General features: G+C 48.9%; 15 protein-coding genes and 2 pseudogenes. 10 read left to right on the forward strand and 7 right to left on the reverse strand.

The features are described 5' to 3' along the window. Nucleotides 1-204: 204 nt before the first annotated feature. Together A8707_RS06300 and A8707_RS06305 are read right to left on the reverse strand one after the other, a co-directional pair. On the reverse strand, nucleotides 205-606 hold the full coding sequence (locus A8707_RS06300; protein WP_068815958.1) for a hypothetical protein: 402 nt from the start codon (nucleotides 604-606) through the stop codon (nucleotides 205-207). 93 nt (nucleotides 607-699) lie between these two features. Beyond that, entirely contained in the window at nucleotides 700-903 is a 204-nt protein-coding gene (locus A8707_RS06305) for a hypothetical protein (protein ID WP_156518385.1), read from the reverse strand. Nucleotides 904-1,249: 346 nt separating this feature from the next. Here A8707_RS06305 and A8707_RS06310 point away from each other — a divergent pair, with 346 nt between their 5' ends. After that, complete coding sequence (locus A8707_RS06310; RefSeq protein WP_068815960.1) at nucleotides 1,250-3,031, forward strand: N-acetylmuramoyl-L-alanine amidase; 1,782 nt, start codon at nucleotides 1,250-1,252, stop codon at nucleotides 3,029-3,031. Between the two features lie 33 nt (nucleotides 3,032-3,064). After that, complete coding sequence (locus tag A8707_RS06315; RefSeq protein ID WP_068815961.1) at nucleotides 3,065-3,763, forward strand: response regulator transcription factor; 699 nt, start codon at nucleotides 3,065-3,067, stop codon at nucleotides 3,761-3,763. Here A8707_RS06315 and A8707_RS30575 read toward each other — a convergent pair. The 3 genes from A8707_RS30575 to A8707_RS06330 form a co-directional block, all read right to left on the reverse strand. After that, entirely contained in the window at nucleotides 3,758-4,267 is a 510-nt protein-coding gene (locus tag A8707_RS30575) for a hypothetical protein (protein WP_156518387.1), read from the reverse strand. The two genes, A8707_RS06315 and A8707_RS30575, sit on opposite strands and share 6 nt — an antisense overlap. A gap of 123 nt (nucleotides 4,268-4,390) precedes the next feature. After that, nucleotides 4,391-4,717: a TIGR03643 family protein gene (locus A8707_RS06325; RefSeq protein ID WP_231947958.1), complete on the reverse strand. Its 327-nt coding sequence runs from the start codon at nucleotides 4,715-4,717 to the stop codon at nucleotides 4,391-4,393. 33 nt (nucleotides 4,718-4,750) lie between these two features. Further along, nucleotides 4,751-5,356 (reverse strand): (2Fe-2S) ferredoxin domain-containing protein, encoded by a 606-nt coding sequence (locus tag A8707_RS06330; protein WP_068815963.1) that lies wholly within the window; start codon nucleotides 5,354-5,356, stop codon nucleotides 4,751-4,753. A gap of 183 nt (nucleotides 5,357-5,539) precedes the next feature. Here A8707_RS06330 and A8707_RS06335 point away from each other — a divergent pair, with 183 nt between their 5' ends. Then, a complete protein-coding gene (locus A8707_RS06335) occupies nucleotides 5,540-6,349 on the forward strand; it encodes an HAD family hydrolase (RefSeq protein WP_231947959.1) in 810 nt (269 codons plus the stop codon). 64 nt (nucleotides 6,350-6,413) lie between these two features. Here the strand turns inward: A8707_RS06335 and A8707_RS06340 are convergent, their stop codons facing one another. After that, on the reverse strand, nucleotides 6,414-6,947 hold the full coding sequence (locus A8707_RS06340; protein WP_068815964.1) for a hypothetical protein: 534 nt from the start codon (nucleotides 6,945-6,947) through the stop codon (nucleotides 6,414-6,416). A gap of 400 nt (nucleotides 6,948-7,347) precedes the next feature. Here A8707_RS06340 and A8707_RS06345 point away from each other — a divergent pair, with 400 nt between their 5' ends. Beyond that, nucleotides 7,348-8,583 (forward strand): DNA double-strand break repair nuclease NurA, encoded by a 1,236-nt coding sequence (locus A8707_RS06345; protein WP_068815965.1) that lies wholly within the window; start codon nucleotides 7,348-7,350, stop codon nucleotides 8,581-8,583. Here the strand turns inward: A8707_RS06345 and A8707_RS06350 are convergent. Beyond that, nucleotides 8,580-9,140, reverse strand: a complete 561-nt coding sequence (locus tag A8707_RS06350) for a Uma2 family endonuclease (RefSeq protein ID WP_068815966.1) — start codon at nucleotides 9,138-9,140, stop codon at nucleotides 8,580-8,582. The genes A8707_RS06345 and A8707_RS06350 overlap by 4 nt on opposite strands. 141 nt (nucleotides 9,141-9,281) lie before the next feature. Between A8707_RS06350 and A8707_RS29545 the strand changes: the two are divergent. From A8707_RS29545 to A8707_RS06370, 6 genes and pseudogenes are all read left to right on the forward strand, one after another. After that, a pseudogene (locus A8707_RS29545) lies at nucleotides 9,282-9,718 on the forward strand (ISKra4 family transposase); the annotation flags it as partial. Nucleotides 9,719-10,231: 513 nt separating this feature from the next. Continuing rightward, nucleotides 10,232-10,639: pseudogene (locus A8707_RS29550) on the forward strand (SpvB/TcaC N-terminal domain-containing protein). Between the two features lie 401 nt (nucleotides 10,640-11,040). Beyond that, on the forward strand, nucleotides 11,041-12,348 hold the full coding sequence (locus A8707_RS06355; RefSeq protein ID WP_068815967.1) for an SLBB domain-containing protein: 1,308 nt from the start codon (nucleotides 11,041-11,043) through the stop codon (nucleotides 12,346-12,348). A gap of 138 nt (nucleotides 12,349-12,486) precedes the next feature. Continuing rightward, complete coding sequence (locus tag A8707_RS06360; RefSeq protein WP_068815968.1) at nucleotides 12,487-13,806, forward strand: GumC family protein; 1,320 nt, start codon at nucleotides 12,487-12,489, stop codon at nucleotides 13,804-13,806. A gap of 343 nt (nucleotides 13,807-14,149) precedes the next feature. Then, nucleotides 14,150-14,731 (forward strand): hypothetical protein, encoded by a 582-nt coding sequence (locus A8707_RS06365; protein ID WP_068815969.1) that lies wholly within the window; start codon nucleotides 14,150-14,152, stop codon nucleotides 14,729-14,731. Between the two features lie 237 nt (nucleotides 14,732-14,968). Next, the gene (locus A8707_RS06370; RefSeq protein ID WP_068815970.1) at nucleotides 14,969-15,307 is read left to right on the forward strand and encodes a P-II family nitrogen regulator; all 339 of its coding nucleotides are present in this window, start codon (nucleotides 14,969-14,971) and stop codon (nucleotides 15,305-15,307) included. Nucleotides 15,308-15,384 lie beyond the last annotated feature (77 nt).

A 15,384-nucleotide genomic window follows, 5' to 3' on the forward strand; every position in this document is an offset into this window, starting at 1 on the left:
CAAGGCTAGAAACAGAACCAACCAGAGGGGATGGCTTTGACCGCGCTTGCTTCGCGGATCGGGAATCGTTTTTAATTGGTCTATGAGGGACATGGACGGCTACTTTTATGATGATTCCAGTCCATCCTCATTTTTCTCTCTAGACCTTGAAACCACCCTGCTTGTTTGCATCAGAGAAGGGGTCTCTACCGAGTCATCAGTTTCCTAACTGCCAGACTTTGTAGTAGCCGCATGTAGCTTTTGACGCTGTTCGTCGGTCAAAACGGCATCTTCTTTTGTGCGTCCCTCTTTTTTGACCGCAGCCACGCTTACTTTCTGCTCAGGGGTTAGCTTTAGAGAAGCTAGCGCTTTGTGGAAGGAAAGCTTTTGACCTCTAGCCGCTTCTAGCTGAGACTGCTGCTCTGGAGTCAATAGTTTTTGAATCTCCGCACGGGTCATGTCTTGAATCTTTTTAAGCTGTGCTTTTTGGGGAGCCGTGAGATTCAAATCTAAGGCAGGTTTAGCTTGAGCCATCAAAGAAGGAGACTGAGCGAATGCAGGAATCATCGGGACGCAAGTCAGCGTTGCGGCTAACACTGCACTAGGCAATAGTTTAATCAAGTTCATGTTCGGTACCAGTAATAGAATGGCTAGCTTGACGATCGAGAAAAGATGGTCTGACTGCTGAATGGTAAGAAACTTCAGCGTTGCGGCTCAGGTCTAGTCAGCAAACTCGACTTCATAGTTTCCGTCACTGTCAACCGTGACTTGATTGCCTTCATCATCAACCGTAGAGATGGCTGTATTCCCGTCTTCATCGACACAGACCGCAGTGTCAACCCCGTTGTGAGCGCATTCGACTTCTCCATCTGCTTTGGCAGGATGGGCAAACACCAGCAGACTGGCAGCAGTAACCATTGCCACTATGCAAACAGAAAAGAGTTTTTTCATCATAATCAGCAGTATTCAAAGAGTTAACAGGCTTAGAATTTGAGGAATCACAACTTTGCAGTTGAAATTGTGAACATAGCTACATGAATGCAGTGCTAGCGATAGATTTAAACTAGCTAAGAAATCATTTTTATTTATCAGAAGAACTTCTATAAACGGACGAGAGGCAGATAGAGAATTGGTTGTATTTACGTATTGTGAATTGAGGTAGGTGTGATAGTTGACGAGCCAACCTTTAGCGCTCTGCAACAATTCCATTTAAGGTCTGTCTTTGCACTAAGATACGGTCACTCTTTACGATCGCTCACCATCACTCTCTATGCAAAGATTTCTAGGGCAGGCATTTTTGATGGTGCTGTTGGTGGCGCTCCCAACTTGGGCGAGTCAGTCGTTGGGGGTGGTTTATCCCCCTGCGGATCACCAAACGACGGCAGCGCGAATTTTTTTGATTGGCTCGGCTCCGATCGCGGGTTCTGTCTCAGTGAATGGTCACGCGATCGCCCGCAGCCCCGGCGGACATTTTGCCCCTAGTTTTCCATTGCAGTTGGGTGAGAATCTATTTTCGTTGCGCTATCGAGATCAGGAAGTCAAGATCAAGGTGACGCGCAAATCGACGGAGCCTGTTGCTCCAGAAGGATTGGCGTTTGGTCAGAATTCTTTAATGCCGATCGCCGAGATCGCCCGATTGCCAGGAGAGCTGGTGTGTTTTGGAGCGATCGCCCCGGCAAACGCGATGGTGTCGGTCAAACTGGCGGATCAGATTATTCCATTGCAGCGTCAAACGGCGATCGTCACCTTGCCCGAAAATTCTGGAGTGTTAACGGGATTGACTCAACCCACTCCTATCAATGGAGCAGGACAGTATGCAGGATGCGTCAAGGCTGACGCGGCTGGAGAATTAGGTCAGCCTGAATATCTCCTGAATGTGAAAGGAGCCAGTTTTGCTCAAGCTGCTCCTGGAAAGGTCAAAATCCTGGCTCCTGCCCAGCTAGAAGTTGCCGAAGTGACGGCAGATCAAGGCGTTGCTCGAACGGGAGCCAGCACCGATTATTCGCGCTTGACTCCTCTCCCAAAAGGGACTCGCGCCAGCGTGACTGGGCGGGAAGGCGAGTGGCTGCGGCTCGACTATGGCGGATGGATTAAAAGCGGCGAGACTAAAATTGTCGCGAGTTCGGTGCCTGTACGATCGCTAATTCGCGGAGTCACCTCTCGTCAAAAAGCCGATTGGACAGAGATTCTCTTCCCGCTTCAGGTGCCCATTCCCGTTACAGTTCAGCAAAGTAGAGACACGTTTGTTTTGACGCTCTACAATACGACCGCCCAAACCGATACGATTCGTCTCAGCAGCAATCCGTTGATCAGCTTTCTAAACTGGCAGCAAGTTGAGCCGGGAAGAATTGACTATCGATTCTTGCTCAAATCGTCTCAGCAGTGGGGCTACAAGCTCCGATATGATGGCACAACGCTCGTGTTGTCTCTCCGAAATCCGCCGAAGAGTGTCCCCAAACGACAGGCAAAATCCCTTGCAGGTGTGCGGATTCTGCTCGACCCAGGGCACGGCGGACCCGAAGATTTTGGGTCACGAGGTCCGACGGGCTATCCCGAAAAAGAGGTCGCGTTGATCACCTCAAAATTGGTGCGATCTCATCTCCTCGATCGAGGCGCAACGGTCTTGATGACTCGTGAAGCCGATGTAGATTTGTTGCCCAACGATCGAGCCGCGATGATTCAAACAATGGAGCCAACGATCGCCATCAGTCTCCATTACAATGCACTGCCGGACGATGGCGATGCCTTCAACACCAAAGGCGTTGCTGCGTTTTGGTATCAGCCGCAGGCGCAGGATTTAGCCGCCTTTCTGCATGATTATTTAGTCAAAACCCTCGATCGACCTTCCTACGGCGTTTTCTGGAATAATTTAGCGTTAACCCGTCCCACTGTTGCCCCTTCTGTCTTGCTAGAACTGGGGTTTATGATTAATCCGATCGAGTTTGAGTGGATCACAAACCCGCAGGCGCAGCAAAAATTAGCCCTCGCCTTAGCCGATGGGATCACAGAATGGTTGGTGCAAAACCGTGAGCCGATCGCCAACAGTCATTAGAATGATAAAAACACCACAAGGGGGGCGCAATCGATGCCAGGGCAACTAGTATTAGTCGATGATGAACCTGGACTGCGCGAGGCAGTGCAAGCCTATCTCGAGGACAGTGGTTTTGTAGTCAACACGGCTAGCAACGCCAAAGAAGGTTGGGAACTGGTTCAGCAGAAACTACCCGACTTGGTGATTACCGATGTGATGATGCCCCAAGTCGATGGCTACCAGTTTCTCAAACAACTCCGCGAAGACCCCAGATTTCAATCGCTGCCCGTCGTATTTCTGACGGCTAAAGGCATGACGGGCGATCGCATTCAGGGCTATGCAGCGGGCTGTGATGCCTATTTACCCAAACCCTTTGACCCCGACGAGCTAGTGGCGATCGTGACTCGTCTCCTCAAGCAGCGAGAATCGCTCAAAGCGTCGGGTGGCAGTGGTGACGCGCCTGATGTCGCAGATATGGCACGTCAGATTGCCGAGATTCGCGCGATTTTGATGCAGAGAGGCGCGATCGCTCAATCGACCCCTTCGGTCAAGCTTGATTTTACTCCTAGAGAGCAAAGCGTTTTAGATTTGGTGGTAGACGGCTTGATGAACAAAGAGATCGCTCGTCGCTTAGAAACCAGTGTCCGCAATGTCGAGAAATATGTCAGCCGTCTGTTTAGCAAAACTGGAACCAACAGCCGAACGGAGCTAGTCCGGTTTGCGTTGGAGAATGGCTTGATCACATCGTCATGAACCCAGTTCGCTGATCGGGTTGTCAAAGGTGAGGCGGAACGTCGTGCGATCGCTGCGTTCAGCCTCTAAGGTTCCTTCGATTTGGTGAACTAACGATTGGACAAGCTGTAAACCTAAAGAATCTAGGCGGCTGAGGTCAAAATCAGCCGGGAGATTGCTGCCGCTATTGCTGACTGTTAGAGTAGTTTGACCTTCTGAACTGCTTTCGAGACTTACCACAATTTCGTCGATCGAGGTTTCTTGAAACCCGACCGTGTGGTTCCGAGCATTTCTTGACTGTTGCCAAGCCGCGACTTCTTGCTTCAAATGTTGATCAGGAATCCGACGATCCAAACATTCAAGGCTTGAATTGGATTTTTTCAGCGTTTTGCGAATCGTTTTGTGGGAAATCTGCTTGACGTGTCCTAATTTCACCATCCGCTCGGCGAATAACCGCAGCGTCCATCGCACTCGCCCCGCTGGAGCTTCTGAACATCCACCTAAACGTCGTCTCCTGGTCTGCATTCACCGCCCTACTAAAGTCTTGATTTGGGCAACAACCAGTTTAACTCTAACGGATTTCGTCTGATGACGCTTTTCTCTCAGCCACAGGGCACTAATTCCCAATAAATTTGCTCACGCCTCAACTTAGCCTTTTTGATTCTGCGATCGAAACCGTCCTGAGATAAATTCTCGTTTTTTGAGGTGTTTGGTGTCTCGTCCCGTGACTCGCTCTCGCCACATCTGAAAGCTAGAGGGTTTCATCTCGCGCCGCATCAGGGCGATCGTTTGCGGTTCGGTCAAGCCAAACTGAAGCTCGATCGCGTCAAAGGTCGTTCGATCTTCCCACGCCATTTCAAGAATGCGATCGAGGGTTTCGCTATCTAACTCTGGTAAATCCATCTTGCCCATAGAACTCACTTTCCCCATTGTATCGGCAGGGGTAAGAAGCAGTGGATTCGCCCGATCGCTCATAGTATAAGTGAAAATCCCACAGAATCAACCTGTCTACCCTACAGGAGTTAGTTTGCGGCTTTCTTCGAGTGGTTTAACAGGCTCGATCGCTGGAAAATGCTGATCGACTAAACCAGGAATTTCTTTTGCATCAATCTTGCAATAACGAGCTTTTCCAGGCATCACCACATTGGGACCTTTGCTACAGTTTTTCATGCATCCTGTACCTTTGATGGTGACGTGATCATCAAGCCCTCGATCGCTGAGTGCCGTCTCTAATGCCTGACAAATCGCTCGACCGCCTCGCTTCATGCAGCCCGATTTTTGGCAGACGAGAATCGTTTCTTGCGATTTTTTGACCACAGGCTTGGCAATACTGACCGTAGAGATCGGAACAATGGGTTCGATGAAGTCAGCTTTGAGTTTAAAGGTTTGAGTGTCTCGATCGAACTTCTTTCTGCCAGACACGTGCACCCAATCGCCCGGAACCAAGACGCGACCCAAGCTAGTCCGTGATTCTTTTGTGAGCTTAATAGAGCATTCGCCGTCGGCGGTCGCAAGCTGCAAACGCTTGATTTTATAACCATCTTCAAGTTGGTATCCCAGAAAGCGCCCCTCTAAGCTGAACGCGGTTACTTGGTTCGCCTGAGACTTTGCCATTATCAAGCTCCAATGTTGCAAATGATTAGTCTTTGTTTATTGAAAATAATATTCAACAACGCTTATCACTTAAGATTACAACAAACTTTTCTATTTGCAAACTCTTCTCATTAAGAATTTAAGAATTGACACGAGCGATCGTCCACATCCCGTAGCGTCCATAGCTTGTCGTGCGATAGTGTGATGGCAGCAATTCCTGAAGGCACCATGTCGGCAAATTCTCCGATTGTTCTAGCACTAGATTTTGATGGCGTTGTTTGTGACGGACTGAGAGAATATTTTCAAACGGCATGGCGAGCCTATTGTCAGATTTGGAAGCCTGATGATGAGACTCCCAGTGAAGAGTTAGCGCCTCAATTTTATCGATTGCGTCCCGTGGTCGAGTCGGGTTGGGAGATGCCGATTTTGATTCGCTCCCTTGTCTTGGGCACTCCAGAAGACGAGATTTTGCAGAACTGGGCAGCGATCGCGGCTCAATTCATCACAGATGATGAGTTAAGTGCGGCGAATGTAAGCGCGATCGTTGATGAAATTCGCGACCAGTGGATTGCCACAGATTTAGAGAGTTGGTTAGCCGAGCATCGCTTTTATCCGGGTGTGGTAGACCGATTGCGTGAGGAGTTGGCTTCAACTCAATGCGTCATTATCAGCACAAAAGAAGGACGCTTTATTAAACAACTATTGCAACAGCAGGGGATTGTGTTATCCGATCGACAGGTCTATGGCAAAGAAGTCAAACGTCCGAAATATCAAATTCTCAAAGAACTAACTCTGGAGTATGGAACGACTTCGATTTGGTTTATTGAGGATCGGCTCAAGACACTGGAGACAGTTAAAAAACAGGCAGGATTGGAGAATGTGACGTTGTTTTTAGCCGATTGGGGATACAACACGATCGCAGATAGACAACTCGCCTCAGAGGACGATCGGATTCATCGTCTGTCGTTAGAACAATTCACCCAAGATTCCGCAAACTGGGGCGTTGAAAAATAGTCAAACGTTGACACCTTAGCGGCACTCTGTCACAAGGGTAGGGCGACGAACAAACATCAGTGTTCTACTCAGTTTGAGCCAGTTTTGCAGAATAGATGTGCCACAATCGATTGTTTGCTGACGCTCCGTCTACAAGCGATCGGCGCAAAACGTAAGTTCCCTTAAAGGTCTGCACGGCTCGGCTTTGAGTGGTTGCCGTCAAAGTCACCGGAACGGTAACATATTGCGAACCCGCCGCACCTTCTATGTCACTCGGTTCGCCAATCTTGACTTGAGTCGATGCCGTGTCTGCAAAGCCATTTTTGAACGCTTCAAGGGTTTGACGACTGGCTGACCCGTTGTCTTGCCAAGTGCGATAGGCTTGCTCATAGTCTCGGCGATTAATGGCGTTGTAATAACCCTGAATGACTGCAACGGCATCCTCTGATTGAGAACTGCTGTCTTGAGGTGAAGCTTTTATTGCGGGAGTCGAAACTGCGTCGGTTTGCAGATTAGACGGGGTAGGACTGTTCTTGAGTTCTGAGTTCTGAATCGAGCTACAGCCTGACATCCAGCCAAGCATCAAAACGCTGACAATTAGAAAATGAGTGGTTTTCATAGGAGTTTTTGATCGAGAAAGCTGCTTTGTCTATAAGACCAGACACACGCCTAAAGCAGGCAGTTCCGCATCAAAAAATACCATTGATCAGATTTCCGTCTACAGAAATACTCTGGCTATCTCTTTAGAAATAGAACGCTCGGTTTATCAACAAGTCAATATCTCAATGATGAGTGAGGCTATCGTGTTGGAAACATAGCAAGATTCCGCTCATAAAAAACTACAATGCTAAATCTTATAAATTATTTATTGAACGGGCTAATCTTGAATATTCAGGCGATCGTGGTTTTATTGAAAACTGCTAACCACTGATCCCAGCATTTTCATAGAATATTGATTGCTGAAAGTTTGACCACCGAATCGAAGCAGGTATGCTGTTGATGAGACACTACCCAAACCTATGCTTGATCTGACGAAACTCGCGCAGCAAATGCAGGGCATCAGCCAACATCTCAGCGTTGAAGCCGTAGCAACTCGGCAGCGATTAGAACGCGCCCAGTTTTTGATTGAGCAAGCTCGATCGCATCAAGACGAATTAGTCGAGCTTCAAGAAACCTGGCGAGATCGGATGATCTTTACTGCTGCCACGCCGATCGAGCCACTTGACACCTACCTCGACATTAGCGCGGCTCCGATGGCACACACGGCGATCGCGACCGATGGTTCTCAAATTGCCCCCAGTCACCACGAAATCGCCTACTGTTATCTGATCAACGTCGGGCGAATTGTCTTGCACTATGGGCAAAGCAAATTGCCGCTTTTAGACAGCCTCCCTGAAGTGTTTTATCGCCCCGAAGATCTCTATGTCTCTCGTCAATGGGGCATCCGCACCGAGGAATGGATGGGCTATCGCCGTACCGCATCTGAAGCGACGATGTTGGCAGAGCTTGCCTGTGCGCTCAATGACGAAGGTAGACGATCGCACCTGCGCGAACGGGGAAACCTTTCAACTCAGCTCTCATTCATCACTCATCCGTCGGTTGCGATGGTCGATGGCTCTCTGATTCATTGGTTTTTAGAGCCGATGCCCCACGAAGCGAGAGATATGATTCTCACGCCCATTCTCAAAGCGTGGGATCAGTTGCGATCGCTCCGCGTCCCTTTAGTCGGTTATATCAGCGCATCTCGAAGCGGAGAGGCACTCAACTTTTTACGACTGCAAACCTGTCCTTTTTTGGCTCCTGATTGCGGTACTCACTGCGCCGGAAAAACAGAACGTCCGCCTTGCCAAGTGCTTGACCCACTCAAAGATACGGCACTTTGGGCAAAGCTTTTACAACCAGGACAGCGTAGCCCACTTTGGCGCAGTTCTGCCAAGATTTTGGATTTGTATGGCGATCACACGATTCATTTTTGCTATATGAATGTCGGCAGTGAGATTGCTCGTGTCGAGGTTCCCGCTTGGGTCGCACAGGATGCAGACCTTTTAGACTCCGCGTTGAGTTTGACGCTGGCACAAGTGCAAAAAGGCTATGGCTATCCGGTCGCATTGGCAGAGGCACATAATCAGGCAGTCGTGCGAGGCGGCGATCGGTCTCGTTTCTTCGCATTGTTAGAGCAACAAATGATCCGCGCGGGGCTGAGAAATGTGGGCACCTCTTACAAAGAAACCCGCAAGCGCGGCAGCATTGCTTAAAGGAAGAAGCGAGATATCGGGCAGGTGAAATTAGGGAGCAGTGGCGAGGTTAACAGGTCATCATTCAATAGCGTTGCCACTAGCTTAAGCATTGCCTGCTGGCGGCGATACAGTTCTACTTGCTGCAATTGCCAATTGAGAATCCAACATTCTTGTACCCCTCTGGAACCATAGAGCTTGAGTTTGGCTTCTCGATCGCGTTGCTCATTTGCTAGCCCTGGAGACAAAACCTCGATCGCCAATTCTGGCAAATGTCCGGCTTCGTCTAATGCAACGGCTAGCCGAGTTTTACTAATCCAAACGACATCAGGAATTACATTATCAGCATCGTATTTTAAGGCTTTGAGCCTTCTTGATCGGTGTGAAACGTCCATGGCGAACATCTGCATAGTGATTCCGATAGACCCAACATTTCCACAGGTTTTCTGGTGCTTCCAGTGAGGCGCTCTGGTCGCAAATAGTTCTCCATCAATGATTTCATAGCGATTGCTGCTTTCGGGCAATCGCTCAATGTCGGAGGTCGTCCAGTGTATTCGCTCATCGGTGGTCTGGCTCATGGGCATCGTTTAGGGGTTAGATGACAATGAACGTGGCGGGTGAACGACCGCCTTATCGGCGGGTTGACCGCTCTAACTTTAAGGACAGGTCGTTTCACGCTTGCTGAAAGGAAAGCGAAAAGACGGACTCATCCAGTGCCCCTGCCCTGTTTGGGCGATGGGCACGATGGAATCTGATCAGACCGATGGCACCCGAAGGGCAACGACGAGAAATCCTCGATTGGTATCACCTGATGGAGAATCTCCAGAAGGTGGGCGATTCAACCGGGCGCTTGCAGAAGGCGAGTGCTTTGCTTTGAAAAGGACAGGTCGATGCCACGCTGGAGTTGTTTCAGGACTGTTCCCACAAGCAGGCGGACAACTTCTGTGCCTATCTTCGCAAACATCGCCACCGCATCGTGAACCATCAGTACTACCAGAGTGAGCAGATTTGTTCCCTTGGGTTCGGGGCAGTGGAATCTGCCGTTAAGCAGATCAGCCGACGCACTAAAATCTCTGGGGCATAGTGGAATTCAGAAAGTGTGCCACAAGTATTGGCTCACCGCTGTGCTTATCTCAATGACTTACTCACCCTCTGAATCATTCCGTCTGCAAAACTGACATGCTCCCGAACTGTGTGCCCTGCGATCTGACGTGGTATACACCAAGTGGGAAGAGGCGTACCGCGATCCGATCGTCGAGCGGGGGTTTTTCGCCGATGTGGTGCGACAGACCATCCTATAACCAAAACAGGAGAAGCCTCCTGACTGAAAAAAGCATGGCTCAAGGATAACAAACCCTCTCTCCTAATTTTTGAAAGTATTTCAATTTATAACAACAACCGAAAAGGCGATCGCGCCGCATGGAATTCTCTGCTATCAAAGTAAAGACTGCTCAAGTTTGATTTATCGCCTTTAGCCTCACTTGTAGCCCGACAGATCGCACATCGTTTAGCCCCCGCGAGAGTGCCCATGAACAGCCAAGAAACCGTTTCCACTTCCAGTACTTCTCCATCCGCTCAAAGCAGTGGTGGGAGAACTGAACCCTATAAAAATTATTTTGCTCCTCTCCCTGCTGTGTCGCTGCCCAAGGGCGGTGGAGCGATTAAGGGAATGGGTGAGAAGTTTTCTGCCAATCCAGTAACAGGCACCGGTTCGATGTCAGTCCTGAGCGCCATCAGTCCTGGTCGTTCTGGGTTTGGGTCGCAGTTATCGGTTTCCTACGATTCGGGGGTAGGCAATAGGATGTTTGGGCTGGGCTAGAATCTATCGCTGCCTTCGATTACCCGCAAGACCGACAAAGGCTTGCTTCGCTACTGGGGTAGTGAGGAGTCGGATGTTTTCGTGCTTTCGGGTGCGGAAGATCTGGTGCCGATTCTGGTTCAGAACAACCAGAAGAGGTGGGAACCTGAAAGGCTAGAGCCACGCACGGTGGGGGTGAAGACTTATCGCATTCAACGCTATCGATGCCGGATTGAGGGATTATTTGCGCGTATCGAACGTCGGACTAACGCAGCTTGACAATCTTCGCCTTTTGGCGGAGTGTTACCGCGATCGACGCAGGCGCTTTGGATCACGTTTAACTTGATTGCTGCCATTCTCAACTCCGAGCCTGCCTCCTCTTCCTGATTCACGCAAGAGGTCTAATTTTTCCGGGTATTGCCCAGATTCCATGAAGATTGAATGATAAAGTCACTAAACCACTGAAAAAGTAGTCTAGTCTCTAAAGTAGAGATTGCTTAAAAAGCCTAAAATCATATGCCGCGAAACTTGGTTAAAGGTCTTCCTACAAGCCTTATTCAACGCATTTCGGGTTTCACCCTACCAATGCTGTTAGCAATTATTACACCCGTGTCTCCTGTCTAGCTCAACAAGGGGTTGCCGCCTATGAAGGCTCAACGCGTTCGGGAACGCCTTCCAGCTTGACGGATGATGCATATACTTTAGGACCTGGCGATCGGGTTCGGATTGACGTATTCAAACTGACCCAACTTTCTGGTGAGTTTCAAGTTCTGGCAGATGGCTCTTTGAACCTTCCCCAAGTAGGCAGTATACCCATCACCGGAATGACGCTTAAAGAAGCGGCGAATGCGATCTCCGAAGGGTATTCCCGAATTCTTAAATATCCGGTCGTGAGTGTGAATGTGATAACTCCTCGCCCGGTGCAAGCTAGCATTTTGGGCGAGGTCAATCGCCCAGGAGCATACACTCTCACAGAAACCGGACAGATTCCTACCGTAGCACGAGCGCTCCGACAGGCAGGCGGTATTACTCAAATGGCAGACCTGCGTCGGGTAGAGGTTCGTCGCCCTCGGCGCTTCGGCGAGCAGGTGATTAAGGTTAACCTCTGGGATTTTCTACAAACGGGTGATTTTCGCCAAGACGTTACCCTGCGGGCTGGAGATGCGATCTTTGTTCCCACTCTCAGTCAAACGAACTTGGCTGAGTCTATTCAACTGGCCTCAACCAGCTTTAGTGCAGACAAAAGTCAGGCATTAAACGTTGCTGTCATCGGTGAAGTCTACCGTCCCGGTCCTCACACCGTCACTGCTTCCGCCCGCACAGGTGCTGCTGGAGAAACTGGGCAGGCAAGTGGTTCTGGAGGAGTTGAGACACCTCCCACGATTACTAGCGCAATTCAGATTGCGGGTGGAATCAAGCCTCAAGCAGATATTCGTCAAATTCAGGTTCGACGTTTGACTAAAAATGGCAGCGAGCAAGCCATCGTGATCGACCTCTTAAAGCTGTTAAAGGAAGGAGACATTAGTCAGGATCTGTTTCTACAGGACAGGGACACTATCGTTATCCCAACGGCAACCACCATTTCTTCCGAAGATTCGATCCAGGTTGCTGCCGCCAGTTTTTCTCCAGACAGCATTCGGGTAAACATCGTGGGCGAAGTGAAGCAGCCTGGAGCAGTTAAGATTCCACCAAATACCCCGCTCAACCAGGCTGTCTTGGCAGCAGGAGGATTTACAACGCGGGCGCGGACCAAGTCAGTCGATCTGATTCGGCTAAATCCGAATGGCACCATTACAAAGCGCAATATTGCCATCAGTTTTGACAACCAGCTCAACGATAAAACCAATCCGGCGCTTTACAACGATGACATCATTATCGTGAATCGCTCTGGATTAACCACTTTTTCAGATGGCTTAAACTCCGCTCTGAATCCTATCACTAACTTTCTATCGTTATTTAGCATCTACAGAATCATTGTTGGCAAGTAGGCGCTTACTAGATTTTTAAAAAGGAAAAATTGTATTTAGATTATCATCAACGAACAAACAGGTTTACGAATCAAACGGCAAATCAGGTAAGGCTTAACGTGTTTCCTCGCACCAGTCGCTTAGCGAACTGATATCAACATGGAGAACCATCAAAATCCTCAGGCATTGTCACCAGAAAACCGCACCGATAAGCGATTTCAGTGGCCATCGTCAATCAGACCGGATCACTCCAACGAAGGTGATGAAGGTGGTTTAAATCTCGGTCAGGTTTTTGGTGTATTGAAGCGACGGTTACCTGTCATTGTTGGAGTAACCATTGTTGTAACCTCTGTTGCGATGCTCAAGGCGTTGACCAGTAAGCCTATTTATCAAGCCGGGTTTGAAATTTTGACGCGGCCAGTCACTGTGGAAAATCAGGTTATATCTTCTGTGCCTCAAACCCTTAGTAATAAGGAAGGACAGCAGCAACCGGAAAAGACCATAGATGCTACTAAACTAAAACTGCTGAAAAGTCCTAAATTACTTTCACCGATCGCTGACCAATTGAAGGCTAAGTATCCGACCATTACTGACTATGAGCTAGCTGCCAGTCTTTCCATAACCCCGGTTCCCAGCAGTGAAATTCTAGCTGTGACCCTTCAGGATACCAACCCTGAGAAAGTGAAAGCGATCTTGAAGCTTGTAGCAGACTCCTATCTCAAATACAGTCTAGAAGAGCGGTTAGCGGATGTGCGGCAGGGGATTGAGTTTGTGGATGTCCAAGTGCCTCAATTACAGAAGCGGGTTAACGCGGCTCAGGATCGACTGCAAAGCTTTCGTCAGCGGTATGACCTGATCGATCCAGACACAACCGGGAAACAACTGGCAGACTGGACCAATACGGTGGGTCAACAACGCCTTGACACACAAATCAAACTAAATGAAGCGCGTGCACTTTACAATAACTTGCAGAAATTGTTGAGCCGATCGGACGATCCGGCATCCACAGCGTTGAGTAGCAATACCCGCTATCAGGCTTTACTGAATCAGATCTTGGCGGTAGAGGGTGACCTTGCTAAAGAGTCATCGCTTTTTAAGGATGATACTGTTAACGTTCAAGTTCTTAAAGAGCAGCAGCAAAACCTCATACCGCTGCTACAGCGAGAAGGGCGACGAGTGCAGGAAGAAGTTGCCAGCAATATTCGGGGACTGGAAGACCGCGATCGCATTTTGGGTCAGGCAGACAGTCAGCTCAGCCAGCGAGTGAAGCAGTTATCCGTTGTGTCTCGTCAATACACAGACATTCAACAAGAGCTAAAGATTGCAACAGATAATCTGAATCAATTTCTGACTAAACGGGAGGCATTGCGGATTGATGCCGGGCAACGGAAAACTCCCTGGCAAATTCTGACCCCCCCTGGAGACCCAGGGCTGATTTATTGGAAAAAGAATAACCTTCAAACCCCATTGTTCCGTTGAGTTGGGAGACCAGGTTCGCCCCAATTGAACGAAGGAATCGGGCATCATGCCTTTTTCTCTGGTCAACAAATCAGCCCTGCCATTGGGAGAGGGATTTAAGGTGAGAGCAGGGACTTTTGCAAGAGGTCTATTGAGCCGTTCAGCAACACCCAATTTGCAGCGAGGGGAGATGCGATCGTGCCCCCAGTGTTTGAACTTTTGGACGATCGAGAGAAATCTGTCTTTACACGAGCGATTTTCACCAAATTTCTTGACTATTTTTGCTTCAACTGCCTAAATTACAGCTATTCTGTGGCATAGTTTTCAAACCCTGCTGACTGTCTGACTGTGTGATGCCAAATTTATGACTTCTAACGTGAACCCTCAACCCTCTGCGCGACCTGCAAAAACATCCGGGCAATCTGCGTCGCCCGCAAGTGCTTATTCGCCGTCTGTGCCGATTTCTCTCTATCGCGAAGTGACTGCCGAGCTTCAGGCTTCAAAGACGACCATAGAGGCGCTTAAAGCCCAAAACCAGCAGTTAGCCAAGCAAAATAACTATCTGCGTCAAGAAGTCGAGAAAGCTGCCTTGACGACTCTGCATCTCCGTCAAGTAGTGAGTAACCTGCCTCACGTCAATATGGAGTTGCCTCAAGTTCCTCATGTAGAGACAATGCTAGAAGCTGGATTTAGCGCACCAGCATCTCGTCTTTCTGCTCCTCCGTCGCCCAAACACTATCAGGTCAGGTCAACTGAGTCTCCCTTTTTGTCAGATGATTTGGTCTTTGAGCAAGAGAGTCAGCCTCGTCGAAAAATTCAGTCTGACAAACGCCCGACTGAGCTAAGCGGCTGGTGGTTGGGCATGATTATCGTCATGATTGTGGTGACAGCCTTTGGCACAGGCTTTTTGATTGTGCGTCCTCTATTGCCATCTGCCAATAAATAGACGAGTCTGAGAGCGAATGACGCTACAAATCTTGACAAAATATTCGCTAGATTGAGCAGTTGTGCAACAGTTTGTCAAGAAAAGCTGGGAGCGATCGTGCGAGACTCAACAAGGATTCACTACGAAAGGCATGACTTCGGGTTAAAACGGTAGTCGTCGTTACAAACCCTTTCTTAGTAACGGTGATAGAAGAGTCATGCTGGTAGATATAGACAAATTGACAAGGAGTGTAAGCGCTTGAAGAAGGTTGAGGCTATCATCCGCCCGTTCAAACTTGATGAAGTCAAGATTGCATTAGTCAATGCTGGCATCGTGGGCATGACTGTTTCTGAAGTCCGGGGTTTCGGACGGCAGAAAGGGCAAACTGAGCGCTATCGTGGCTCAGAATACACGGTTGAGTTTTTGCAGAAGCTCAAGGTTGAAATCGTGGTTGAAGACGACCAGGTTGATATGGTGGTAGACAAGATTATTGTCGCGGCTCGCACTGGAGAAATCGGAGACGGCAAAATCTTTATTACTCCTGTGGATGAAGTCGTTCGGATTCGGACTGGGGAAAAGAATTTGGAAGCAGTCTAACGAGTGTTCCAAAGATTCCTTAGAAGTAACTCTTTATAATTCACCTTTCCAGACTTGATCAGACAACTCCGATTTGG

Source organism: Phormidesmis priestleyi BC1401 (assembly GCF_001650195.1).
Lineage (GTDB): Bacteria > Cyanobacteriota > Cyanobacteriia > Leptolyngbyales > Leptolyngbyaceae > Phormidesmis_A > Phormidesmis_A priestleyi_B.